The following is a 23,837-nucleotide window of genomic DNA, read 5'->3' as shown; positions in this document are numbered from 1 at the left end:
CGGTCGACTCCAGATCAGGGGGCAATGGCATCCCAGCCGGATTTGATCTCGCGGATCAGGCCGGATACTTCTTCAAGGATAACAGGATCATTGTTGCGGTTGGCTTCGCTGAGCCGGCGGATCATATAGTCATACAGACGATCCAGGTTAGTGGCGAGCTCGCCACCCTGCTCGAAATCCAGGACGTCCTTCAGACCAGCGATGATGGATACCGCCTTGCCGATCAGCTCGCCCTTCTCCGGCAGCCAACCCCGCTCAAGCGCGCCTTGCGCCTTGGCCAGACGGTCCAGAGCGCCCTGCATGAGCATCTGGATCAGCTGATGGGGACTGGCTTCGAACACCTGCGCCTGCAGGCCGACCTGCTGGTATTGGCGCATGGCTGTCATTGCGTTCATGTCACGACCTCTGTGTGTTTCCGATACTTTCTTTATCGGTCATGACGCGAATTACTTGACCCCTTTATCGACCGGATTGGCCGAATCGGCCCACTCAACTCTTGTTGGCGAAGGGCATGGCCGCCAGCTGTTGGGAGAGCGAGGACGCGGTGCTCGACAACGACGAGTACAGCTGGTCCATGGCGTTGTATTGCTTGTAGAGACGATCCGAGAGCGCGGTCATGCGGGTATTCAGCGTGGCGGTCTGGGCATCGACCTTTTTCAAGGTATCGCTCAGGGAGTTCGACCGCTGCTCGAGAATGCCATTGGTCATGGTATAGGGATCGAGCTTGCCCTTGAGCCGCGCCGCTATGCCCTGGTCGCCAGTGAAGAAGCCGGACAGGTCACTGAAGTTGGAGCTCACCATCTTGCTCAGCTTGGTGTCGTCGATGGCCAGGGTGCCATCCTTCTGGGTAGTGATGCCCAGATCGGCCAGCGCCTTGACCGCACCCGTGCCCTGCATGGTGCCCAGTTCACTGCGGATGGTGGTCGTAAGGCCACGGGCGGTCGCATCGCCCACCAGCGCAGCCGCGATGGGCGAGCTGTTGTCCCCGACCTTCGTCACCGAGGTCTGGGTTTTGATGACGCCCATGAGTTTGTTGTAAGCATCGACGAATTTCTGGATGTTGCCCTTGACGCCAGACTCGTCCTGGCTGACGCCGACGGTCATCGGACTGTCCGCCGGGGTGGTAGCTTTGAGAGTAAAGCTCAGACCATCGACCGCATTGCTCACCGTGTTCGAAGCGCTGGTGACCTTCAGACCATCGATGGTCATCTGGGCGCTCTTGGCTTTGGTGAGCGAATGAGCAGCTGCGGGATCGGTGGAGTCACTGTCGCTTGGCGTGTAGGCCAGTTTGGTCAGACTCTGATTGCCCGAACCGTCGTCACCGCTTACCGACACCGAGACGTCGTTACCGTCGCCGGTCTTGGTGCTGCTCAATACCAGTCGTGAACCCGTGTCGTCATTGACGACACTGGCACTGAGGCCCTGGCTCTGTCCAGCCTTGTTGATGGCATCGCGGATGCCACTCAGGGTGTTGTTGGTAGCATCGATCTTGATATCTGCTAAGGCGGTATCACCAACCTTGATGCTTAGCGTGCCCTTGCCGAAGGTAGTAGGAGAGGTAGTGCCGGAGCCAGAAGTAGCTGTGGCTGGCACGGACGCCAGGGCCACCTTGCTACTGCTCGCCAGCTTGCTGACCTCGACCTGGTAGCTGCCGACACTGGCACTGGTACTGGCCGTTGCCGTGAGATAGTCGCTCTTCGACAGGGTGACGGCCCGCGCCTGGAAGCTGGTGGGGCTATTGAGCGTGGTCAGCGCGGTCTGGAATTCGCTGATGGCGCCCTTCAAGGAACCGATCGCCGTCAGTTGCGCGGTCGCCTTGGTTTGCGTCGAGTTCAACTGATCCAGCTTGGGGGCTTTCTCCGCCGCCACCATCTTGGTGACGATGGAGTCGATGTCCAGTCCCGAGCCGCCAATCCCACTGATACCTGCCATGTCACTATCCCCCTGCCAACGTTACGTCGTCGCCGCTGCGTTCAGTCAGTCTGATTCAAGTTCCGCGCCAATTAGGCTTCGGCCTTGAACATCAGGCTGCGCATCTCATCCAGCTGCTTGGCCAGCTTGAGCACTTCCTCGCTGGGCATCTGCCGAATGAGCTTGCCGGATTCGCCGTCCAGCACCTTGACCACCACCTCGCCGGTGGAGTCATCGATACTGAAATCCAGGTTGCGGTGATCTTCCTGGAATTTCGATTTCAGCTTGGACAGGGCTCCATCCACATCGCCGCCTTCCGGCTTCTCGGCCTTGTCCCCGTCAGCCTTGCTGGCCTGGGAAACCGGCTTGACCGTGGAGTCCGCCGTGGGCGCCGCAGCGCTGAAGGACGTCGCGGCCGCAGGGCTCGATTGAACGCCATAGGGCCTTACCGCTGAAAAACCCGTTGTCTTGACGATGTCCATTGTAATGTCCTCACAACGCATGAAAGGGAGAAGGGGCGTCCCCCTTCTCCCTGCCTAGACCGATCTCTGCCCTTACTGGAGCAGGCTGAGAACCGACTGCGGCAGCTGCTTGGCCTGGGCCAGGATCGCGGTACCAGCCTGTTGCAGCACCTGGTTCTTCGACAGGTTCGCGGTTTCCGCGGCGTAGTCGGTGTCCTTGATGCGGCTACGGGCGGAGGTGGCGTTCTCCGAGATGTTGGTCAGGTTGCTGATGGTGTTGTCGAAGCGGTTCTGCACCGCACCGAGGTCAGCGCGCTGGGAGTCGATGTTGGCCAGGGCCTGGTCGATCACGGACAGAGCCTTTTGGGCGCCGTCGGCGGTGGAGATGTCGACATCGGAGACCTTGCTCAGCGTGGATTTGGTCGCACCGAATACCTGGGTGGTGTCACCGGTGAGGGCGAAGGTGGTGGGGGAATCCAGCTTCACATAACCCATGGCGACGCCGCCGTTCGCTCTGACATCAACGTTACCGCTGTAGGTACCGTCTGTCTTCTGCGACTGGACGTTTACGGCACCGGCCGCAGTACCCGTATCCGCACCGAAGGAGATGTTCTCACCGGTGGCGGAGGTCAGGGTGAGAGTCTTGGACGATGTATCGTAGTTGGCAGTAACGCCCAGCTTGGCAGCGTTGGCATTTACCTGTTTAGCGATATCCTCGGTGCTGGTGACGCCTACCAGATCCAGGCTGTTACCACTGCCAACAGTCAGCTTCATGTTGGCAGAACCGCTGGTGATGCTATCGGTCACCTTGACCACGGTACGCGCCGAGGCGCTCAGACCAGGTATCTGACCGTCAAGCTTGGCGGCCAGCGCCTTGGCGCTGTCGCCTGCGGCGTAGGTTACGGGCTGATTCTTGCCGCCACCCACAACATTGATGGTGCCGCCGGAGGTCAGGGGGCCGGTAGTACCGGTGGCCACGTTACCAGCCGAAGAGGCGCCGACGCTGCCGATCTGGTTGGAACCCAGGGCAGTGGCCGAGGTGTCCTTCAGGGTGACGTCGATGGTCTCGTAGGCGTTGGCGCCGATCTGGAAGCTGGTGGTACCGAAGGAACCGTCCAGCAGCTTGCGGCCACCAAAGGTGGTGGTCTGGGCGATCCGGGTCAGTTCGTTCTGCTGAGCGGTCACTTCCTTCTGCAGGGCGGAACGGTCGGCGTCGCTGTTGGAGCCGTTGGCGGACTGCACGGCCAGGTCGCGGATACGCTGCAGGATGTTGGTGGACTGCTGCATGGCGCCTTCAGCGGTCTGCGACAGGGAGATACCGTCGTTGGCGTTGCGAGTCGCCTGGTTCAAACCGTTGATCTGGTTGGTCAGACGGTTGGAGATCTGCAGACCGGCGGCATCATCCTTGGCGCTGTTGATACGGCTACCGGTGGACAGGCGCTGCATGGAGGTGGCCAGCGAGCTGGACGCGTTCTGCAGGTTACGCTGAGTGTTCAGGGAAGGGATGTTGGTATTGACGGTAAGTGCCATGGTGGCGTCTCCAGTTGAACCTTGTGTGCCTGAGCATGCGAATGGGACCTGCTTGCTCAGACGCCCCTGTGTTTCGCATTCATCTTGTTTATCGGCGCCTGTCGCTGGAACTTTAAGGGTGTTTGGCGATTTTCTTCGCCAGACACTTGACAGTGATCAAACGCCGGAGAGTGACATCCAGGTTATCGACGGGAGAGCCGTTTTATTTAATGGCGAAGCGCACTTTTCCTTGCGGCGTTCAACCGGGTAGCCATGCAGCCTGCCAGACGTCCAGATTGCGGCCTTCCAGCATCCACTGCCGGAGTACCTGTTCACGCAGCAGATCGCCCTGGCGCGCGGTGGCATCCAGATCGGCCAGGTGGCCGCGGATGGCATCGCGCCAATCCTTGAATCTGTTGCGTACCCGGGTGACTTCCAGATCTCCCTGATAGGGCTCCAGATCCGAGCACACCACCGGAAAGCCACAGGCCCCGTACTCCAGCAGCCGCAGATTAGTCTTGCAACGGTTGAAGAAGTTGTCCTCCAACGGGGCGATGGCCAGGTCGAGGTTGAGGCTGGCCAGCTTGGCCGGATAGCGCTCGATAGGGACGCCTGGATGAAGCTCATGCAAGAAAGGCCTGAGCTTTTCCGGGCACATGCCAAAGAACACCCACTCCACTTCGTCCGCGAGTGCCTGGACGACATCCGCTACCAGTTCCAGATCGCCGGTGTGGCTACTGCCTCCTGCCCAACCAACCCGCGGCTTGCGTCCTTGCCGCCGCTCCCCCTGGCGTGCCCCCCACCACTGACCGGGCAGGAAGTTCGGCACGATACGAATGTCAGTGCTCAGGTTTGCCAAGGCAGCACCTAGCGCTGGTGTGGACACCACCAGCCGGTCGCAACTCGCGACGGCCTGGCGCAATGCCTTGAGAACATCCTTGGGCATGGTTGCACGGTGGACACTCTTGATCGGCAGGTTCGGCATGTAGTCATCCAGCTCGAACACCATGAAGGTTCTCGACAGCTCGCGGAGCCGACGCTGGTTCGCCCGTTGTTCATCGCCAATCTGGCGTTGCAGGATGAGAGCCTTGACGTCGAAGCGCTCCAGCTCCAGAGGATCGGGGTAGTGGAGACAGACCCGCCCTTCGGCCAGACCGGCTTCGCGCAAGGCTGCCAGAGGTTGTCGAATTCGATAGTGGCCGCAACCTGCCTCGTCAGCCGGACACACGAGCACCTGCGGCACAGCAGGGTCCTGCAACCTGCGAGCACCATAATTGAAGGTAAACCCGCTTCCCTCCAGGGACAGATTCCTGTTGTACGCAGGATCCTTGGCCAGCAGGGCGAGCCAGCGTCGCTGCAGCTCGTCGCGCTCGCGCTCCCGCGTGGCCTGACGCGAGCCCTCCTCTAACGCCCATATGCTCAGATCGAAACCTGCGCGCCTGATCTGACTATGGGGTGTCCAGACGCTCAACCAACCTGCTGCCTTCAGCTTGAGACAGAGATCGATCTCGCCGTAGAAGGACGTTAGTTCCTTCTCGTCCATACCGCCCACGGCAAGATAGGCCTCACGACGCAGTAACAAACATGCCTTGCCCAAGGCACTGTAGTTCTGGCTGACCTGCAGACGATTCAAATAGCCCGCACTCTGTTCGGGTTCACCGCCAAAGGCGCGTCCTGCAGCCTGATCAAGGCCGAGCACGACGCCGGCCTGTTCGACTGCACCATGACCGTCGAAGATCTTGTTACCCACGGCACCGACCTCGGGTCGCTGGGCCTGATTGACCAATTCATCCAGCCAATCGGCCTGGATGATTTCTGCATCCTGGGCGAGCAACAGCAGGTAGGGGCTATCGATCGCCTGAGCGACAGCATTGACCAGCGCCGAATGATTGAAAGGCCCGGCAAATCGCCACACCCTGACCTGATCACTCTGCAGTGCCTCGATCCCCTGTAGCCACTGCTGGGTGGTCTCGTCCTGGCTTTCGCAGTCCACCAACAGGACCTCGTAAGAGGGATAGAGGGTTTGCGCCAGCAGGCTGTCCAACAAACGCTGCACGGCTGACAGCTCTTCACGCAGCGCCACGACGATGGACACCTTGGGTCGTTCGGGATGCCCGTACTCGATACGGTAGCGTCCCGGTTGCATGAGGTGCACCTGCGCTTGAAATCCCCGTGCCTGCAAGTGGCGCTCCAGTGCCACCTGTTCATGGGGATTGAACTGCAGAGATGGCGCAGCAGCCGTCAGCAAAACCTCGTCGAGATGCTCAAGGCCGACCAGCCCTTCCTGCTCTACCAGGCGCAGTATCAGATCCAGTTCAGCGGCGGTGGCGAATAACGGATTGAAGCCGCCGGCGGCAAGGAAGACCTGACGCGCGAAGAACCAGCGTTGACTCAGGCTCAGAGGAAAGGCCAGGAGCAGATCCAGATTGAAATCGGGCTTGAAGCAGGCGCCCCGCCCCCCATTCGCTGACTTTTGGAACTCATCGGCATAGATCGCCCGGCATCCGGGCCGCGTGCCGAGCGCTCGGGCCATGGCAAGCAGGCCACCGGGCGTGAACTCCACACCTGCCTCCACCACTTGCAACCAGTCTGCCACCGTGGTTGCAGCCCAGGTATTGATCGCAGACAGCTGCTCGGCGTCGGCGACGCACAGCCATTCCACGCCAGAGATACCGGGTGATGCCCTCTCGCTCACCACAACCGTCAGATGATGGGGATAGAGATTAGCCCCGAGACTGGCAAGGGTGGCGTGCAATGATCGAGACCCTGTACCACGCTCCAGCACCACGATTGCCAGGCAAGGCGGTCTGGGCAGTTGCCGGGAAAGGTCGTCCAGAATCCGCGCCAGCACCTCTCCCTTCGGCGTACCGGATTCCAGCCAGGTTTCCAGGCGGTCTTCCACCAGCAGCCGCTGCGGTGTGGCAAGCGCCAGCCGACGCATGAGCTGTGCAACCTGGTTCGTGGAGTCGACCGGCAAGCCCGCAACAAAGGTCGTCGCGCGCCCGAGCATGGCCTGCCGGTGGGACTCGTCGAACAGCAGGCGGCGAATGGCGCTGGGCAAGGCTTCGGCTGCTACGGTATCGACCCCAAAGCTGGGAACCAGACCAGGCCCATAGAAGAATCCGGTCTCGGTCATTAGATTGAGCACCGGCGTTCCGACCAGCAGGGCTTCCACCTGCAGCCCGGAATCCACCGCCACCACAACATCAGCCGCAAGCAGGAACGGCAATGCTGCACCATCCGCGTAGCGAAAGTCCTTGGCGCCCAGCGCGTATTCAGCGGCCAGCGCCTGTACCTGCTCGGCGCCGAAACGACCTTGGGGACGGCGGCCCTTGATGATCACCTGAGCCTCGTTGCCAAGATCATGAATCGTTTGCAGATAGGCGCGAAGCACCTGCTCATCCAGATTCAGTTCCGGCGGCAACCATTGCTCGGCTACCAGAGTAGTGCCCAGTACCACGATTGGCCGATCCGGCTGCAGGCCCAGTTCGAGGCAAAGACTGGCGCGCACCTGTCCGCGCTCACGGCGCTGCTCACGCAACTGGTCGAATTGCGGCAGGCCCAGGACGTGAAGGCGATCAGGCGCAAAACCGGCATCGCCGTACAACAGCCGGCTCTCTTCCGACCAGACCACCATGTGCGCGGAATTCTGCTGATCGTGCACAGTGTAGGGATAACAGAGGGTCGGGTTGTGCTCCAGGTGCAGAGAAGGAATGCCTCGGGCCTTGGCCCAGGCGACACAGGTCTTGGACGCAGACATCCAGTCCTCGTTAACCACAACCAGCTCAATTTCGTAACTGGCAGCGAGACGATCCAGGGCGTCGACAAGGGCAAAGGCCATGGTTAACGTGTCGGCCGCTACATCCCAGAGTGGCTCGGCCATGGTAGGCCAGGTGCTGTCTGTGGCATCGAGTTCGCGCTGCAACTCTTCATCCGCTTCATTCGGGAACACCTGAGGAGCTCGCATTTCGAACTCCTGCTTGGCACTCGCAAGGCCGTTGTCCAACAGCGGATCGAGCACCATGACCTCGCTGCCATGCTGTTCGAGAATGCGCTCCAGCTCGGGCACGACGAAACCCTGAAAGGTGATCACCACCCGGGGGCCGGCGTCAGCGAGATATCGCTCCAGCAGGGGCAGGTTCTTGGGCCATAGCTGGGCGACCAGGGCGCGGGTAGGCTTGGACATGGGACTCACTCGGCCATGAAAGCGTTGAAAAGGACATGCAGCAGCTGGGGGACGGCCTGGTAATCCATGACGGCACCGAGGTCGACCCCCTTGTAGTTGCATGCTGCCTGGACCCCAGGCTGGCGCTGCCAGGCCTGCAAACACTGCAGAACCCTGAAATCGGCGTGGTATTTGCGATGCCAACGTAAAAAGTCCGACCAGTATGCTGGGCCAAGCAAGGGTGCAAGATCAGGCAGGCTGGCTAGAGGCGTAGGCTGCGGTCCTTCACGAAAAAACCAAAGTAGGAAAAGGAAGAAACGATTGCGGGGTGCTTGTAGGTAAAGAGGTAACTCCTCGATCAATTGCGCCTGGGTCAGTGTCGGCTGTCGCGGTAGCGCCTCAAGAAAGGTCAGGAAATCGGCAAATGCCGGGTCGGCCTGCCGATAGCCGATCCAACGCTGCCAGAGCGAAGGCCAATATCCGCAAGGCTGCGCAGGGTCGAAACTCTCGAATCCGGGTGGCAGCAGCGACCGCCAAACAGGCCTGGACTGCATGGAAGAAGGAAGAACGAAGCCGACCATAAGCTACCTGCTTGACAATTGTCCGGCAGCCATAAGCGTTGCCGTACGGAAAATTGACGGATACGCCCGGACAGCAAGATTCACACCAGAAGCTTGAACCCCATAGCCTGGGCCAGGCGCTGTACCTCCCCGGGAAACTTAAATCCCTTCATGAACAGATAGCCCGGTCGTTCACGGATGAAATCAAGATAGGACTTGGCATGCCCGTTATTGCGTGAAGCCATGAAGAAGACGCCGTATTTGTCCTGCGCCCTGGGCACCGGCTGCGTCGGCCAGCAGGCTTTGTGATCAAGGCGGGTATTGAAAATCACCAGATCGCCAGCCGCGCTCGGTACCCGATAGCCCTTCTGGCTGTCTTCGTACCAGCGCAGGTCGACACGGTGCGAGCCGGGGATCACCTCCACGCCGCCGCCATACTCATGGGTATTGGCCTGGAAATACCAGGCGATCTGTACGATCTCGCAATCCGGCTCCCAGTGAAACCGATGCCCGGCTTTCTGTTGGGAATCAGTGTCCTTGTGCCAGCTGCCGTAGCCGCGACGATGCATAGCCGACTCGGGCAGCAGCACGAAATCCTCCCCCAGTAGGATCTGCAGCACGGCAACCATCTGGGACTCGAACAGTGCCTGCCAGACAGCAGGGTAACGATTGAAGACGTCGATGCGGATATCGCCCAGGCTTGGATGATCGTAGATATCGCCGTCGTATCGCGGCTGATGGTCGAATAGCTCCCCCATTTCGATGCGTAACCGAGTTACCACATCCCGCGGCAACAACTCCCTGATCAGTGCAAAGCCATTGCTCTGGTAGCTCTGCTGCAGGGAGCGAGCGAAATCTTCGTACTCAGACATGGCGAGCTGCCTCCTCCAATGCGGGTTTGCGGGCCATCACCCACATGTGCGACGACATACCCGAGCGGGCCAGGAAGTCCTGGAAGGTTTCGCCTAATTCTGCCCGGCGGGTGAACAGAACCTCGCGCAGAAAAGGATCCAGCTGACTCTCTGCGGACCTGGCAGCCACTCCCTTGGCGACCAGTTCCACGTCGAGCCGGCCGGGCGTGAAGCAATCCAGCACTTGCAGGCCACACCGCTGCAGCAGATGTGGAAGAGAGCGAGTGTTGAAGTAATTTAGATGCTCATGATCGACACAGGGGCTGTCCCGGCCCAGTTGCTGGACGTCGAACCCAGCGCCATTTGGGCAGGTGAGGATTAGCGCTCCGCCGGGCCTCAGCAATTGGACGAGGCTGTCAATTACCCGCTGTGGCGCGAACAGATGCTCGATCACCTCGAAGGCAACGATCAGGTCGAACCGCCGGGCTGTACCAGCGGCGTATTCCTCGACGCGCTGTTCCACCACCTCGAAATTTTGCTGGCGGCAGATCTTGGCTAGGGCCGGCGTCGGCTCAATGCCTACCACTTTGTCCCAGAGGCCGCGCGCGGTCATCTCCTGGCAGAAGGAGCCATAACCTGCGCCTACTTCCAGCAGCTCGCCAAAGGGCAAGTCAATACGCTGGCAAAGCTCCAGCGAGCGCTCCACTCGCGGCACTATCACCGAGTCATGGCGTGCCTTGGCCGAAGCCGGGTAGATATGCTTGGCCCAGTAGGCATAGTTCCGGCTATGCCGATAGAAATCGCCGAGCAGATGCTCGCTTGGTCGGGGGTTGACGTAGAAGGTGGCACACACCTGGCAATCCACGTAGCGAAAGCCATTTTTCTCGAACTTGAACCGCTCGTCACGGCTACCACACGCTGGGCAGTCCGTCCCGACGAATTCGCCAGCACGAGCCAGCAATAAGGCGATGTCGTGCAGCAGCGCCTGGCGCTGACCATCGAGCAAGTAGGCGGGTCGGATGTCATCTTCTTTCATGGCTGCGCCCTCAACGCCGGTACTTCTGCTGTTGGTCTAGCGGCAGATGAACCGGGCCATAGGCACTTGCCTCGCCCCAGAGATTGTCTTTCCACCACTCCCCCTCCTCGATCCACCAGACCCGTGGCGAACGGAAGCCGTCGGCGATACGCCAAAATTCGTCTGCGCTCATGCCCACATAATCCAGCCAATGCTGCAGATCGCTGGACACCACGTGGTCCATGCGACGGACGATCTCGACACCTTCTTCACGAGTGAGATAACCCGCACGGATGTCCTTGGACGCATGATCCGAGGCCCGGCCATAGCCGAACTTGATGAACTTGAGCAGATCATGGACGCCGTTCTCGTAGCGATCATCCAGATTGGACATCTGCCGATAGGTCCGCTCGAAGGGCTTGTCCGCCATCTTCCAGCCGTATTCCTCCTGCACCAGCCGGGTATGCTGATTGGCGTCCCAGGGGAAGAAGTTGCCGATGTAGATGCCGCGTACGCCGGTCTTGAGAATGTCCGCGTCGCTGGGATAACGCGCCCAGAGCAGATCCTTCTCGCGCAGCGGCTCCTGGAGGTCGCCGAGCATGTCGTGCCATTCGAAGCCGCGCAAGGCATGTTCGTGACGAACGCGGGCGCTGAATTCGACATAGTCGTCCGGATCAAACATGCCGGAGATGTCCCAGGCCGTCTCGCCCCAGATGATCAGAGGGATATCGAACTTCACCGCTACCTGGATTGGATAGGTCATGATCCCGCAGTGGGCGTGCCAGTTCATGTCGCCCATCTTGCGAAAGCACAGCCGGTTCAGCCGCTTGAGTACCTCGACGCTGGGCCCGAAGACCTGGTGATCGGCATCGAACACGTGACGCATGCGGTCGCGGTTGTAGTCGCCTTCGGGCAGGTAGTTGTTGCCATGGTAGGTAACCAGCAGCGGTTTGAGTCCGTACTGGCTGGCAATGACATGGGCCTGGTAATAGCTGTCCTTGCCGCCGCTGACTGGAATGATGCAGTCGTAATTGTCGCTGCGCCTGCCCGCCCCCGTCTCTTCCAGAACCCGTTCGAAGCGCTTGCGACGCTCCTGCCAGAAGTCCGCGGGTAGCTGGGCGAACTGCTCCGCCACCTGGCAGGCCGAACAGACCAGGTCGTCATCCAGCGTCAGGTTGACGCTGGCCTGGGGATAGACGCAGCGACTGCAATACCTCATGAAAGCCTCCTAACGGCTCAGTAACTGAGGGCTGCGTACGTTCAGCCCACGCTCGAACAAATACTGCCGCGCCAGATAGACGCTCTGATCGAGATGATGAAAGATGTTGGCCGCTGCAACTGCGTCGACGTCGGTCTGCTCCAGCGCCTGGGCCAGGTGCGCCCACTCACCCACCCCGCCCAGGGCAATCACCGGAATATTCACCGAGCGACAGACGATATCCAGCAAAGCTAGATCGTAGCCCTGGCGCGCACCATCGCGCTCGACCACATTGACCAGAAGCTCACCGGCCCCACGCGCCTGGACTTCGCCAATCCAGTCCACCACCTCGCGCCCGGTATCGCGCCTGCCGCCCTCGGCCAGTACCCGGTAGCGGCCGTCCTGCAAGGTCACATCCACCGAAACCACGACACACTGGGCGCCATGTTCGCGACTGGCGATTTCGATCAGCCCAGGATCGTCCAACGCGGCGGTATTGAGACTGATCTTGTCGGCGCCGAGGGCCAGACGCCGGTCGATATCGTCGAGCGAGCGGATACGCCCACCCAGGGTGACCGGCATCTGGGCATGGCGCGCGATCTCACCGACGATGGCTTCGAATTCCTGCAGATTGCGGTGGCCGAGATCGTCGCGACCGAGGTCGTAATGAGCCTCACGACTGATATCGAGGTAGATCAACTCATCGGCTGCCCAGTCGCTCAAGCGCCGGACCGCAGTGGCTGGGTTGCCGAGCACCGGGTGCCGGGCGAAGCGCTTGCTCTGCACCAGTTGGCCATTCTTGAGCAGCAGCACCGGAATCAGCCGTTTCTTCTTCATGCCAACTCCAGAAAATTCCGTAGCAGGCGGCGCCCGGGTACCTGACTCTTTTCCGGGTGAAACTGCACGCCGAAGATATTGCCGCGCCCGATGACGGTCGCGAAGCGCTGGCCATAGTCCACAGTCGCGAGCACATCGGCCGGCTCGGCCGCCTGAAATCCATAACTATGGACGAAGTAGAAATCCGCCGGCTCTTCCAATCCCTGTAGGAGCGGATGAGCGCGCTCCGAGCGGATGTCGTTCCAGCCGACATGGGGCAGTGGCAGGTCACCGCTGGCGAGCCGGTCGACCCGCCCGGGGATCCAACCGAGGCCACGGTGCTGCCCAAATTCCTGGCCCTCGTCAGCGAGCAGTTGCATGCCGACACAGATCCCTAGGAAGGGCCGACCCTCCTCCAGAACCAGTCGCCGGAGCAAAGGCAAAGGTAGTCGCTGTTCCACCTTGGTCATAGCCGCGCCGAAGGCCCCGACGCCAGGCAGCACCAGATGGCTAGCTGCGGCAATCACCTCGGGATCGTTGGACAACTGGGTCGGCGCCAGGCTCTCGAGCAGATTGACCACCGACCGGACGTTGCCGGCGCCATAGTCAAGGACACAAACCCGGGTCACCGCTCGCCTTCCTGCAGATGGTGCCAAGCCAGCGCCTGTCCGCGCCTGAGCGGCTCACGGGCCGTGCTGCGCAGGACCCGCTCGAGATGCTTGGGTGCCAGGCCCAGACCGGGACGGATGGCGCGGACATTGGCCTCACTGAAGGCTTCGCCCGCCACCATGTCTCGTACCACATAGAGGGAGCGGCGGAAGACCAGTGATTTGCGCTCGTCGGGCGTAGGTCCGTAATGCACTTCCCCCATGGCATGCCAGGCACGCTCGGTCTCCACCACAAGCGCCCTGAGCTCATCAGGCTCCAGTGAAAAACTCGCGTCCACACCGCCTTCTGCCCGGGACAGGGTGAAATGTTTTTCGACTACGCTCGCACCTAGCGCCACGGCCGCTACCGCAGCCCCTACTCCCGGCGTGTGATCGCTGAGCCCAATCTCGCAGCCGAACAGCTCACGCATGTGTGGAATGGTCCGCAGGTGGGTATTGGCCGGACTGGCGGGATAGGTGCTGGTGCACTTGAGCAGGACCAGATCACGACACCCGGCCGAACGTGCGGCCTCCACGCACTCCTGCAACTCGTCGAGGCTGGCCATGCCTGTGGAAATGATCAGCGGCTTGCCGGTCGCGGCAACGCGGCGAATCAGCGGCAGATCGACGTTCTCGAAGCTGGCGATCTTGTAGGCCGGGACGTCGAGCGACTCGAGGAAATCCACCGAGGACGCATCGAAGGGCGTCGAGAAGACTTCCAGGCCTCGCTCGCGAGCGCGTTGGAAAATGGGCTCGTGCCATTCCCAGGGCGTATGGGCTTCGCCGTAGAGTCGATAGAGCGAGGTGCCGGCCCAGAGACTGGCGGGATCGCCGATATGGAATTCTCCCTCGTCCAGATCCAGGGTCATAGTGTCGGGGGTATAGGTCTGCAGTTTCAGGGCATGGGCCCCCGCATCGGCTGCGGCGTCGACCAGGGCCAGCGCCCGGTCCAGGGATTGGTTGTGGTTGCCGCTCATTTCGGCGATGACGAAAGGCGGGGCGTCGCGCCCTACCAACCGATTACCAATACGGAAGGTGCTCATGATGGGATTCTCGGCAGAGAAAGCTGAAGCTGATGATCACGCAGTAGAAAACCTGCGCGCTGGAAAAGCTGAAGGGAGGCCAGATTGCCCGGACGCACCTGTGCCGCTATGGATTCCAGGTCGATCCAATGACGTCGAACAGCCTGCTCACCGCCGCTCAGCAGATGCTCTCCCCACCCCTGACCGAGGCGCTCGGGCAGCAGGTAGATCGAGACCTCGGCCCTCAGTCCCTCCAGGCGGTCGTAGCGCAATACGCCAACAGGTCCATCGAGCGTCTCGCCGATCAGCAGCAAGCGCCGCTCGGGTTGGGCCAAGACCTGCTGTAACCAGGCCAGATGCTGCTCCCAGCCAATCGGGGCGGTATTGACGGAGGCCTGTCGTACCCTTTCGGCGTTGCGACCCTCGAAAAGCAGTCGAGCATCTTCGAGTGTCGCCGGACGCAGGAGCAGCTCCATGCCGAGCAGCGCCGTCGCTACCCGGTTAGCGCCGCGACCATCCACCAGCGCCCGGCCGCGGGCCGCCAGGCTCTGGCGGAGGCCGGGACTGGCCTGCAACGTCTGCACGGCTGCACGGTAGACAGCGACGCTGACCTGCGCCGCTTCGCCCAGGTAAAGATGGGCGCCGCCGGCCGCCAGGGCCTCGGCATTGGCGCGCTGATTGGGCGCCAGAGAGACGCAGAGACTGGGGACCCCCAGGCAGGCCCGCTCCCAGGCTGTGCCGCCACCCGCGCCGATAGCCAGGTCGGCTTCGCGCAGCAGCCCGGCGAAATCCTCCACGTGCTGCCAGAGGCGCCACGCCGGATGTCCCTGGCAGCGTTCGACGAGTTCGACCCAGTGGGGATTGGCCGGTCCGGCGACTACATCCACCTGGAATTCGGCGAAATCAGCGAGGGCAGTCAAGACCTTGAGCGTCTCTCCGGCGGCATCCACGCCGCCAAAGCTCACCAGAACACGCCTGATCGGCCCCCAGCATTCAGCGCGCGGTCGGGCGAAGGCAGGTCGCAACAAGGCGAAACGCGGTCCGGCCAGCAGACGTGCCGTGTCTGGCAAGGTGATGGTTCTTCTCTGAGCGGTAAGGTTCTGGTCCAGCAGGAGATCGACGGCATGCCGGCGGGTATCCAGGTCATCGATGGCCAGGACGCGGCGCGCACGCAGGCGCACGGCCGTCTCCCACTCGTGACCGAGTCCGTAGTGATCCACCACGCACCAGGCGAAGTCCAGCTGCGCCGGCAGAACGCTCCAGAGCGCCTCGATGTCATCCTGCCAGGGCAGCGCCGCCTCCATATCGCGGCGCGGGTCCGGTACCAGCAAGGCATGGACCTCATGGCCTCTTGCGGCGATAAGCGCCTGCAGATCGCCAGGACCGGAACGGCAGGCAAAATGCACCTGGCAGCCCGCCGCCGCCAGGACATCGGCCAAGGTCAGGCAGCGCATCACATGACCCGAGCCCAGCGACGTCGAGGCATCGCAGCGGATTAGGATGCGCATAGGCGTCCCGATTCGGTCAGCAGCGCGCCATACAGCAACTCGGCGCGCTGCCAGTCCTCGGCCGTGTCGATATCCTGCACCCGATGCCGCGGCAGCCATACGGGCAGCGAGTGCAGCGCATGCAGGGGTGCACCCTGCGCCCAGGCCTCGGTGCGCCCCCAGTAGAATTGGCCAGCATCGTGGAACGCCGGCTCCAGGTCCTGGGAACGGGTTTCGTAGAATTCCGGATAGAGCGATTCGACGCCGCCGTCCGGGCGCAGCCGCAACGCTCGCTGCACCGGCGAGGCGAAATCGGTGACGGTAAAGGCATAGGCCTTGTCCGGATGACCTTCGAGGATTTCCAGCCCCCGCGCCAGATCGGCCGGGGTCACGAAAGGTGCGGTAGCGTAAAGGCAACAGGCATAGGCGAAGTCCTCGCCCTGCTCGAGCAGCGCCGCTACCGCATGCCGGATCACCTCGACGGTACCGGCATGGTCATCCGCCAGCTCGGCGGGACGCAGGAAGGGCACCTCGGCGCCCCAGCTCCGGGCGACTTCGGCGATCTCTGCATCGTCGGTACTGACCACGACCCGGGTGAACAGGCCACTCTCCAGCGCCGCCTGAATGGAATAGGCGATCATCGGGCGGCCGTGGAAGGCCTTGATATTCTTGCGCGGGACGCGCTTGCTGCCCCCCCGGGCGGGAATGATGGCGATGGCGGTCACGCCTGTTTCTCCAGCAGGAACCAGGAGATGTCATCGGCCGGGAACAGCGGATCGCGGTGATAGACGAAGCCGTAGTCCAGCAGGCGCAGATCGGCATGGCGGTCGAGCAGTTCACCGGCGAAGTCGCGCTTGAACAGTCGCTCGGCATGGCCGCGATAGCTCACTTCCACCGGCGTGGGGTTGTAGTACTCGGCGACCAGAATGAAGCGTCGGCTGGCCTGGTACAGCTTGTCGTAGGCAGCAGGAAGCAAGTCGGGGGGCAGATGGATGAGCACGCCCTTGGTGAACGCCAGGTCGAAGCCCGCGGTCACGGGATAGTCGAACAGCGAACCCTCCCAGATCTCGGCCACGTTCAGCGCCCGGGCCAGGGCACAGGCCTTGCCGTTGAGCTCCACACCCTGCAACTGCGCCTGGGGCAACAGGGCTCGCAGCGCCTGCAGGTTGAGGCCACGGTTGGTGCCCAATTCGAGAACGCTACCCAGGCCGCCGGCCCGCGCCAACGCGCGTCCGAAGAAGGCCAGGCTGCTGGCCACGGCTGCAGCGCCGGCGTTACGGTCGACGTAGGCATCGCCGAATTCACCCTGCCAGAAGCGCTCTTGCGCGGTCATCTCTCGCATGGTCCTTTCCTCTACTTCAACAACTCGGCCAGCGTTTCAACCACTCGATCCTGCTGGGCCTCGCTCAGGTCGGCGTACAGCGGCAGGCTCAGGGCCTGGGCGTAGTAGCGCTCGGCTTCTGGAAACTCGCCGGGCGCGAAGCCCAGGGCGCGGTAATAGGGCTGCAGGTGCACGGGGATGTAGTGCAGATTGACGCCGATACCCGCAGCTCTCATCCCGGCGAAGACCTGATCGCGCTGGTGTTCATCCACCCGGATGGGGAAGAGGTGCCAGGCCGACTCGGCACCGACCTGGTCGCCAAGGAGGCCGACCGGCAATTCCGCCAGCAGCTCCCGATAGCGCTGGACCAGGGCGCGCCGACGTGCGATGAAGGGCTCCAGGCGGTCGAGCTGCGACAGTCCCAGGGCCGCCTGGATGTCGGTGATGCGGTAGTTGAAGCCCAGCTCCAGCTGTTCGTAGTACCAGCCACCCTGCCCTGCGGCCTGCAGCAACGCCGGATCGCGGGTGATGCCGTGGCTGCGCAGTCGCCGCAGCCGTTCGGCCAGGGCGGCATCGTTGGTGGTAAGCAGCCCGCCTTCGCCGGTGGTGACGATCTTCACCGGATGAAAGCTGAATACGGTGATGTCGGCCTGGGCGCCAGAGCCCACGGGCTGACCGGCGTAGCGCGCGCCTATGGCGTGGGAAGCATCCTCGATCACCTTGAAGCCATAGCGGCGTGCCAAAGGCTGGATGGCGGCCAGGTCGCAGCTCTGGCCGGCGAAAGCCACGGGCACCAGGATCTTCGGCAGCCGCCCTGCCCGCTCGGCGACCTCGAGCTTGGCGGCCAGCGCCGGAACGCTGAGATTGAGGGTGCGCGGATCTATGTCGACGAAGTCGACGTCGGCGCCGCAATAGCGCGCACAGTTGGCGCTGGCCACGAAGGTATTGGGCGAGGTCCAGAGCAGATCGCCGGGGCCCAGGTCCAGCGCCAGGCAGGCGAGATGCAGCGCCGCCGTGGCATTGCACACGGCCACGCCATGCGTGGCTTCGCAGCGGCCCGCCACCGCCTGCTCAAAACGTTCGATCATCGGCCCCTGGGTCAGCCAGTCGGAGCGCAGCACGGCGGTGACCGCGGCGATGTCCGCTTCGCTGATGGATTGCCGACCATAGGGAATGGCGCTCATGGGCAGTGCTCGACCAGCTGGCGCAGCGCCGCGACGTCCAGATAGTCGGGGTTGCTGTCGGACAGGTATTCGAACCCCGGCTCGACCGGATGTCCCTGCTCACCCAGGCCATCAAGGGAGTAGTCGCACGGCTGGTTGAAGCTCAGCGCCGGCGCGATGACATAGTGGCGTGCGAATTCCAGGGTATGGGGGCTGTCGTCCCGGGAAATCATCATCTCGTGCAGCTTTTCCCCAGGACGGATGCCAACCTGGCGCTGTGGCAGGTCCGGCGCCAGGGCGGTAGCCAGATCAACGATCCGCGCGGAGGGAATCTTGGGCACGAACAATTCGCCGCCCTGCATGCGTTCGAAGCTGCGCATGACAAAATCCACGCCCTCGTCGAGGGTGATCCAGAAGCGCGTCATGCGCGCATCGGTGATCGGCAGGTCTTCGGCGCCCTTGGCGATCAGCTTGCGGAACAGTGGCAGCACCGAGCCGCGGGAGCCGACCACATTGCCGTAGCGCACCACGGCGAAGGAGGTATCGCGACTGCCGGCGATGTTGTTGGCGGCGACGAACAGCTTGTCCGACAGCAGCTTGGTGGCGCCATAGAGATTGATCGGACTGGCCGCCTTGTCGGTGGACAGGGCGATGACCTTCTTCACGCCGTTCTGCAGCGCCGCGGCAATGATGTTTTCCGCGCCATTGACGTTGGTGCGGATGCATTCGGTAGGGTTGTATTCGGCCGCTGGCACCTGCTTGAGGGCGGCGGCATGTACCACCAGATCGATGCCGCGCATGGCCTGCTGCAGACGCTGCTCGTCGCGCACGTCGCCGAGGAAGTAGCGCATGCAGGGGGCATCGAATTCCTGACTCATCTCGTACTGCTTGAGTTCGTCGCGGGAGAACACCACCACCCGTTTGGGCTGGTAGTCGCTCAACAGGCGCTTGACGAAGGCGCGACCGAAAGAGCCGGTACCACCCGAGATGAAGATCGACAGGCCATCAAACATGTTGCTATCCCTTCGCGATGAGTCGAGCGGCGGAGGCGGCGGAAAACCGGCGCGTCTAGCCTAGCGGAAGAGTAGCAGCAAAAAATCGGCCAATCCCGGTTGTGAAGCGCCTGCGCTATCAGCCCAGATAGTTGAACAGACTCAACTGCGACACCTTCACGAAACTCTGCTGCGTCGCCTGCAGGACGGTGTTCTGCAGCGCATAGCGTGACAAGGCTTCAGCATAGTCCAGATCCTGGAGGTCCGACTGCACCGACTTGTTGACCAGACTGACGTCGGCAATGAAGTCGCTGGTGGAGTCGATGACGTTGAGGCGCGCACCGACCTTGCCGCGGATACCATCGACCTGGGTATAGGCCGTATCGAGGTTGCTCAGGGCTACGGCAGCACTGTCGCGCATCTTGTATACGCCCTCGGTGCTGCCATCGCCGCTCTCCAAGGCCTTGCGCAAGTCGGATACCACGTTGAGCAGGCTGCGCTTTTCATTGGCGGTATCGCGGGTGATCTTGAACTCGTCACCGGCTGCGGGAGCGCCGTCCATCTGCACCTTCACCCCGCCATAGCTGATGAACTTGCTGGCCTCCTGGGTGCTGTTCAAGCTGTCCGCCTTGAGCTGGCCAGCCGGCGGATTGGCCGGATCGTAGGCAGCCCATTCGGCGGCGGTAGGCGCCTTGGACAGGTCGTAGATGACGTATTTCTTGTCATCGAGGAAATGGATGCCGACGCCATCGGCAGCGGCCGGCGGATTGCTGGCGGGAAAGGTAGAGTCATAGGCTTTCTTGTCATCCACCAGGCCGAGGGAGATCCGCCCGGTACCCGTGTTACCAGCCACCGGCGTGGTATCCACCCGATTGGCGTTGAAGTTGTTCTCGAAGGCGTCCTTGCCGCTGTCGCTGATGGGCACGAAGGTGGAGCTGGCGATCTGCACGCTGCGCTGGCCTTCGTCGCCGTTGTAGCTGTAGGTGCCGTCGGCATTGCGCACATAGGGCTGGGTGTCGCCCATGGAGCCGGAGAACAGGTATTTGCCACTGGCATCCTTGCTGTTCATCAGGTTCATCAGCTCGTCTTCGCGCTGACCGACCTCCTTGGCCAGGGACGCGCGATCGGTTGGATCCAGGGCACCGTTGCCGGCCTGGACGGCGATCTCGCGGATGCGCGTCAGCACGGTTTCCACCGAGGTCAGCATGGACTCCTCGGTGTTGAGGCTGTTCTTGGCGGCGGTCATGCCGGTGTTGTACTGACCGTTGAGCGCCTCTTCCTGGCTGATCTGCAACAGCTTGACCGAGGCCACCGGATCGTCCGCCGGGGTCAGGATCTTCTTGCCCGTGCTGATCTCTTCCTGAGTCCGGGTGACGCTGCCGTAGTTGTTCTGCAGGCCGCTGATGCCGTTGTTGAATGCCTGGACGGTAGAGATGCGCATGGGCGGGTTCCTTATCTGAAGGCGCCGAGCAGGGTATCGAACAGCGACTGGGCGATCTTGATGACCTGCGCCGAGGCACCGTAGTACTGCTGGAACTGGACGAGTTTGGCGGCTTCCTCGTCGAGGTTGACGGCCGACAGGGAGTCACGATTGTCCTGGGACTGCTTGAGCACGGTTTCGCTGGCGGCCGAATCCACTCGTACCTGGGCGGTCAGGGTACCGACACGCTCCACCAAGCCGCCGTAGGCGTTGTTGTAGGTGGTGCCGGTGTTGCCATAGCCACCCATGGTGGGCTTGGTCTGCAAGGCCACCAGGTTCAGCGCATTGCGGTTGTCCGAAACCGCGCCCTTGTTGGTTCCCAGGGTGAAGCTGTCACCGGATTGGGGCACGCCGCTGATATTGAAATCGTAGGTGTAGCTGTTGTTGGTGGTCGGATCGGTGTAGGTGAGGCGAACGGCGTTGGTCTGACCATTGGTGAGACCCGTCGTCGAAGGCGACACGTAGCTGAGCGTCGCGCCGGTCGGCAGGGTGCCATCCAGCTGGTTGGTAGTACTGTTGAAGCTCAGCTTCAGGCCATCGGCTCCGAACAGCCGCCCGAAGTCGGCGGTATTGACCGGCGACACCGTGCTGGTCAGCGCCGGCTGGGTGATGGCTCCCGTACCGCGGTTGTTGGTCGTGGCCGCGGCCTTGGCGGTGCCAGCGAAACCCAGCTGATCGGCTTGCGCCAGATCCACCTTGAGTTGGGACGCGCCGCGACGTGTCGGCTGCAGGCTGAAGACGTCGCCGGCCTGGGCCTTGGCGAGCTCGGCGGCACTGAATTGCACCTTGAAGCCCTGATCGTTGCCATTGGCATCCGTCAGCGTCAGGGTGACCGGATCGGTACCGCTCTTGTTGACCGTGAGCGCCGCGTTGTCACTCGCGCGACGCGCCGTGAAGCCGGTGCCGTTGTAATCGAGGCGGTAGTCGCTGGGCGAGAGCTTGCTGGTATCGGTGATGCTCAGGGTCGCGCTGGCCGAGCCGGTGTTGGAGGCCCGCCCCATCACCCGTAGACCGATGCTCTGGGTGTCGTTGATATCACCGAACAGTGCCGAGCCGGCATTGCCGGACAGGTCCAGGCCCTGCCCCAGCTGCTTGTTGACGGTATCCGCCAGGGTCAGGGACAACTGGCCCAGGCTGTTGTAGGCATGGTCCAGCGCCGTGTCGCGATAGGACAGCAGGCCGCCCATCTCGCCGCCGCTCAACTGACTGGTGACGTTCTGTTCGGTGGAGCCGGAGGTCAGGACGATCTGGAAACGCGAGGGATCGTCGGTGCCGGGCTTGGCCGTCATGCTGGACACGGTATTGCCCACCACCAGCGGCTGGCCGGTGCCAACGAACAGGTTCAGCGCGCCGTCGTCCTGCTCCACCACCTGCAGCCCGACCATGCCGGACAGCTGCTTGATCGCCTGCTCACGGGAGTCGATGAGATCGTTGGGCGCACCACCGGCAGCCTTGGAACGGGCGATGGCGTCGTTGAGACTGCCAACGCTCTTGGCCAGGGCATTGACCTGGTTGGTCAGCGCCGACAGCTGATCGTTGATCTGGCCGTTCTGCTTGTCGATCTGGTCGTACAGGGTGTTGAACGACTTGGCCATGCCCTGGGCCTGGGCCAGCACGGCCTCCCGCGCCGGGATCGATGAAGGATCCTGGGCAGCGGTCTGCAGGGTGGCAAAAAACTTCTGCATGGCCGGGGTGATACCCGTCGTGCTGTCGGACAGCAGGCCGTCGAGCTGAGAGATCTGGCTCTTGAAGGTCTGCAGCTCGCTGTTCTGGCTGTTGGCCGAGCGCACCTGGCTGGTGAGGAAATCACTGGCGAGGCGACGCACATCCACCGTCTGGGAGCCGGAACCGACATAGCCCGAGCCATTGTACTGGGCGATGTTGGTCTGCTGGATGGTCTCCTGCCGCGAATAGCCGGGCGTGTTGACGTTGGCGATGTTGTGGCCGGTGGTGGTCAGGGCGTTTTGCGTGGACCTCAGGCCCGACAGACCAATGGAAAGTAGATCAGCCATGGCTCACCTCAACCGCGGGACGGACTGGTGCCCAGGGAGGCGACCGTCTGATAGGTGTTCATGTTGCGAGCGATCTGGATCACCTTGCGTGCGTAGTGCGGATCGGTGGCGTAGCCGGCCTGCTGCAGGCCCTGCATGAAGCGCTCGGAGTTGCCGTTGGTGGACAGCGCCTTGTCATAGCGGTCGTTGCTCTGCAGGAAGTTCACGTAGTCGTGGAAGCTGTCCGCGAAGGAATCGTAGGTGCGGAACTTGGCGGTCTCGGTCACGGCCTTGCCATTGACGAATTCCTGGGTCACCGCGGGGGCGCTGCCGCCGTCCCAGCCGTGGGATTTGATGCCGAACAGGTTGTTGCTGTTGCTGCCATCGGCCTGCTTGACCATGTGCTTGCCCCAGCCGGTTTCCAGCGCCGCCTGGGCGACCAGGTACTTGGGATCCACGCCCAGACGCTTCGCCGCGGCTTCGGCCATGGGCATCATGGTGTCGACGAATTCCTGACGGGTGCGGAAACGGGTCTTGCCGGTGGCAGCGGCGCCGTCCACGCTGGCGACGGCCTCGGTCGCGGCGGCCGGCTTGCTGCCGGGTTGCGTGGCCTGCTGGCGCCAGGCGCTCTGGGCGGCCGCGACGTCCTGGAAGCTCTGCTTGAGGGTGGCGCCCTGCTCGGCCGCCCCGGAAATATTGGCGGCGGTACGCTCGGCCAGACGCCCGGGCAGCGCCAGCCGTCGGGAATTCAGCGCGCTGGAATCGTCACGCCCGGACGCTACGGTAGTGGCCGGCTTGAGGCCGTGGCTCGCCACGTCGTTGAGCTTGGCGTTGCGACCGGCGGCCAGCTGGCCTTCGGTGGGCGCAGCCTGGCCAACCTGGGCGAAGGGATTGGGGCGGCTCGACGGCTGGGCGGTCTTGCTCAGCTGACGTTCCAGCACGTTGGCCAGGCCGATACCGCCGCCATCCCGGGACAGGGAGACGGCCAGCTGCTGGTCGTACATGTCCTGGTACTGCTTGGTGGTCTCGCTGGAAAAGGGGCTGTCCTTGTCCGCCAGCGCCTGATTGGCGCTGCGCATGGACTTGAGCATCTGGCTCAGGAACAGCGACTCGAATTCGCCGGCGACCTTCTTGACGTTTTCCGAGCTGTCGCGGTCCTTACCCTTCATCTGGGCCAACCGATTCAGGTCGGTGAAGGCCCCCGAATCCTTGACGTTGCCGTAGTTGCCACCCAGACGAGATTCCATC

At 62.4% G+C, this 23,837-nt stretch carries 20 protein-coding genes; all 20 read right to left on the bottom strand.

Annotated elements, in window-relative coordinates; genetic code table 11:
* Nucleotides 1–14 precede the first annotated feature (14 nt).
* A complete protein-coding gene (fliS, locus tag POR01S_RS00380; protein WP_026083956.1) occupies nucleotides 15–395 on the bottom strand; it encodes a flagellar export chaperone FliS in 381 nt (126 codons plus the stop codon).
* Nucleotides 396–489: 94 nt separating this feature from the next.
* Entirely contained in the window at nucleotides 490–1,932 is a 1,443-nt protein-coding gene (gene fliD / locus POR01S_RS00375) for a flagellar filament capping protein FliD (protein WP_042132949.1), read from the bottom strand.
* A 71-nt stretch (nucleotides 1,933–2,003) separates the two neighbouring features.
* A complete protein-coding gene (locus POR01S_RS23930) occupies nucleotides 2,004–2,393 on the bottom strand; it encodes a flagellar protein FlaG (protein WP_042132948.1) in 390 nt (129 codons plus the stop codon).
* A 72-nt stretch (nucleotides 2,394–2,465) separates the two neighbouring features.
* Nucleotides 2,466–3,902 (bottom strand): flagellin, encoded by a 1,437-nt coding sequence (locus POR01S_RS00365; RefSeq protein ID WP_042132946.1) that lies wholly within the window; start codon nucleotides 3,900–3,902, stop codon nucleotides 2,466–2,468.
* 238 nt (nucleotides 3,903–4,140) lie between these two features.
* On the bottom strand, nucleotides 4,141–8,067 hold the full coding sequence (locus POR01S_RS00360; RefSeq protein WP_052382597.1) for a glycosyltransferase: 3,927 nt from the start codon (nucleotides 8,065–8,067) through the stop codon (nucleotides 4,141–4,143).
* A 5-nt stretch (nucleotides 8,068–8,072) separates the two neighbouring features.
* Nucleotides 8,073–8,627, bottom strand: a complete 555-nt coding sequence (locus POR01S_RS23600) for a hypothetical protein (protein WP_042132943.1) — start codon at nucleotides 8,625–8,627, stop codon at nucleotides 8,073–8,075.
* An 80-nt stretch (nucleotides 8,628–8,707) separates the two neighbouring features.
* Nucleotides 8,708–9,478, bottom strand: coding sequence for a phytanoyl-CoA dioxygenase family protein (locus POR01S_RS00350; protein ID WP_042132941.1), 771 nt, complete (start codon nucleotides 9,476–9,478; stop codon nucleotides 8,708–8,710).
* Complete coding sequence (locus POR01S_RS00345) at nucleotides 9,471–10,493, bottom strand: class I SAM-dependent methyltransferase (RefSeq protein ID WP_042132940.1); 1,023 nt, start codon at nucleotides 10,491–10,493, stop codon at nucleotides 9,471–9,473. Before POR01S_RS00345 ends, POR01S_RS00350 begins: the two co-directional genes overlap by 8 nt.
* A 10-nt stretch (nucleotides 10,494–10,503) precedes the next feature.
* Nucleotides 10,504–11,691, bottom strand: coding sequence for an N-acetyl sugar amidotransferase (locus POR01S_RS00340; RefSeq protein WP_042132939.1), 1,188 nt, complete (start codon nucleotides 11,689–11,691; stop codon nucleotides 10,504–10,506).
* A 9-nt stretch (nucleotides 11,692–11,700) separates the two neighbouring features.
* Nucleotides 11,701–12,507, bottom strand: a complete 807-nt coding sequence (gene hisF, locus POR01S_RS00335) for an imidazole glycerol phosphate synthase subunit HisF (protein WP_042132937.1) — start codon at nucleotides 12,505–12,507, stop codon at nucleotides 11,701–11,703.
* Nucleotides 12,504–13,115: an imidazole glycerol phosphate synthase subunit HisH gene (hisH, locus tag POR01S_RS00330; protein ID WP_042132934.1), complete on the bottom strand. Its 612-nt coding sequence runs from the start codon at nucleotides 13,113–13,115 to the stop codon at nucleotides 12,504–12,506. The genes hisF and hisH overlap by 4 nt, the downstream gene beginning before the upstream one ends.
* Nucleotides 13,112–14,176 carry a pseudaminic acid synthase gene (pseI, locus tag POR01S_RS00325; protein WP_042132932.1) on the bottom strand — a complete coding sequence of 355 codons (1,065 nt, stop codon included), beginning with the start codon at nucleotides 14,174–14,176 and terminating at the stop codon, nucleotides 13,112–13,114. The genes hisH and pseI overlap by 4 nt, the downstream gene beginning before the upstream one ends.
* Complete coding sequence (gene pseG / locus POR01S_RS23165) at nucleotides 14,173–15,663, bottom strand: UDP-2,4-diacetamido-2,4,6-trideoxy-beta-L-altropyranose hydrolase (RefSeq protein WP_081875131.1); 1,491 nt, start codon at nucleotides 15,661–15,663, stop codon at nucleotides 14,173–14,175. The genes pseI and pseG overlap by 4 nt, the downstream gene beginning before the upstream one ends.
* On the bottom strand, nucleotides 15,651–16,367 hold the full coding sequence (gene pseF / locus POR01S_RS00310) for a pseudaminic acid cytidylyltransferase (RefSeq protein WP_042132927.1): 717 nt from the start codon (nucleotides 16,365–16,367) through the stop codon (nucleotides 15,651–15,653). Before pseF ends, pseG begins: the two co-directional genes overlap by 13 nt.
* Nucleotides 16,364–16,984 (bottom strand): pseudaminic acid biosynthesis-associated methylase, encoded by a 621-nt coding sequence (locus POR01S_RS00305; protein WP_042132925.1) that lies wholly within the window; start codon nucleotides 16,982–16,984, stop codon nucleotides 16,364–16,366. The genes pseF and POR01S_RS00305 overlap by 4 nt, the downstream gene beginning before the upstream one ends.
* An 11-nt stretch (nucleotides 16,985–16,995) precedes the next feature.
* On the bottom strand, nucleotides 16,996–18,147 hold the full coding sequence (gene pseC / locus POR01S_RS00300; protein WP_042132923.1) for a UDP-4-amino-4,6-dideoxy-N-acetyl-beta-L-altrosamine transaminase: 1,152 nt from the start codon (nucleotides 18,145–18,147) through the stop codon (nucleotides 16,996–16,998).
* Nucleotides 18,144–19,139, bottom strand: coding sequence for a UDP-N-acetylglucosamine 4,6-dehydratase (inverting) (pseB, locus tag POR01S_RS00295; protein ID WP_042132921.1), 996 nt, complete (start codon nucleotides 19,137–19,139; stop codon nucleotides 18,144–18,146). Before pseB ends, pseC begins: the two co-directional genes overlap by 4 nt.
* Before the next feature lie 118 nt (nucleotides 19,140–19,257).
* Nucleotides 19,258–20,559, bottom strand: a complete 1,302-nt coding sequence (flgL, locus tag POR01S_RS00290) for a flagellar hook-associated protein FlgL (RefSeq protein WP_042132919.1) — start codon at nucleotides 20,557–20,559, stop codon at nucleotides 19,258–19,260.
* A gap of 11 nt (nucleotides 20,560–20,570) precedes the next feature.
* Complete coding sequence (gene flgK, locus POR01S_RS00285; RefSeq protein ID WP_042132917.1) at nucleotides 20,571–22,610, bottom strand: flagellar hook-associated protein FlgK; 2,040 nt, start codon at nucleotides 22,608–22,610, stop codon at nucleotides 20,571–20,573.
* Between the two features lie 8 nt (nucleotides 22,611–22,618).
* Nucleotides 22,619–23,836: a flagellar assembly peptidoglycan hydrolase FlgJ gene (flgJ, locus tag POR01S_RS00280; RefSeq protein ID WP_027601646.1), complete on the bottom strand. Its 1,218-nt coding sequence runs from the start codon at nucleotides 23,834–23,836 to the stop codon at nucleotides 22,619–22,621.
* Nucleotide 23,837 lies beyond the last annotated feature (1 nt).

Source organism: Pseudomonas oryzihabitans NBRC 102199, assembly GCF_000730625.1.
GTDB lineage: Bacteria > Pseudomonadota > Gammaproteobacteria > Pseudomonadales > Pseudomonadaceae > Chryseomonas > Chryseomonas oryzihabitans.
The sequence above is the reverse complement of the archived record's forward strand: the minus strand, read 5'-3'. Positions and strand labels throughout refer to the sequence as shown.

Bases quoted from the DNA above. Each gene is read 5' to 3' on its own strand.
- fliS (WP_026083956.1), bottom strand. From the start codon at position 395: ATGAACGCAATGACAGCCATGCGCCAATACCAGCAGGTCGGCCTGCAG.
- fliD (WP_042132949.1), bottom strand. From the start codon at position 1,932: ATGGCAGGTATCAGTGGGATTGGCGGCTCGGGACTGGACATCGACTCC.
- POR01S_RS23930 (WP_042132948.1), bottom strand. From the start codon at position 2,393: ATGGACATCGTCAAGACAACGGGTTTTTCAGCGGTAAGGCCCTATGGC.
- POR01S_RS00365 (WP_042132946.1), bottom strand. From the start codon at position 3,902: ATGGCACTTACCGTCAATACCAACATCCCTTCCCTGAACACTCAGCGT.
- POR01S_RS00360 (WP_052382597.1), bottom strand. From the start codon at position 8,067: ATGTCCAAGCCTACCCGCGCCCTGGTCGCCCAGCTATGGCCCAAGAAC.
- POR01S_RS23600 (WP_042132943.1), bottom strand. From the start codon at position 8,627: ATGGTCGGCTTCGTTCTTCCTTCTTCCATGCAGTCCAGGCCTGTTTGG.
- POR01S_RS00350 (WP_042132941.1), bottom strand. From the start codon at position 9,478: ATGTCTGAGTACGAAGATTTCGCTCGCTCCCTGCAGCAGAGCTACCAG.
- POR01S_RS00345 (WP_042132940.1), bottom strand. From the start codon at position 10,493: ATGAAAGAAGATGACATCCGACCCGCCTACTTGCTCGATGGTCAGCGC.
- POR01S_RS00340 (WP_042132939.1), bottom strand. From the start codon at position 11,691: ATGAGGTATTGCAGTCGCTGCGTCTATCCCCAGGCCAGCGTCAACCTG.
- hisF (WP_042132937.1), bottom strand. From the start codon at position 12,507: ATGAAGAAGAAACGGCTGATTCCGGTGCTGCTGCTCAAGAATGGCCAA.
- pseI (WP_042132932.1), bottom strand. From the start codon at position 14,176: ATGAGCACCTTCCGTATTGGTAATCGGTTGGTAGGGCGCGACGCCCCG.
- pseG (WP_081875131.1), bottom strand. From the start codon at position 15,663: ATGCGCATCCTAATCCGCTGCGATGCCTCGACGTCGCTGGGCTCGGGT.
- POR01S_RS00305 (WP_042132925.1), bottom strand. From the start codon at position 16,984: ATGCGAGAGATGACCGCGCAAGAGCGCTTCTGGCAGGGTGAATTCGGC.
- pseC (WP_042132923.1), bottom strand. From the start codon at position 18,147: ATGAGCGCCATTCCCTATGGTCGGCAATCCATCAGCGAAGCGGACATC.
- pseB (WP_042132921.1), bottom strand. From the start codon at position 19,139: ATGTTTGATGGCCTGTCGATCTTCATCTCGGGTGGTACCGGCTCTTTC.
- flgL (WP_042132919.1), bottom strand. From the start codon at position 20,559: ATGCGCATCTCTACCGTCCAGGCATTCAACAACGGCATCAGCGGCCTG.
- flgK (WP_042132917.1), bottom strand. From the start codon at position 22,610: ATGGCTGATCTACTTTCCATTGGTCTGTCGGGCCTGAGGTCCACGCAA.
- flgJ (WP_027601646.1), bottom strand. From the start codon at position 23,836: ATGGAATCTCGTCTGGGTGGCAACTACGGCAACGTCAAGGATTCGGGG.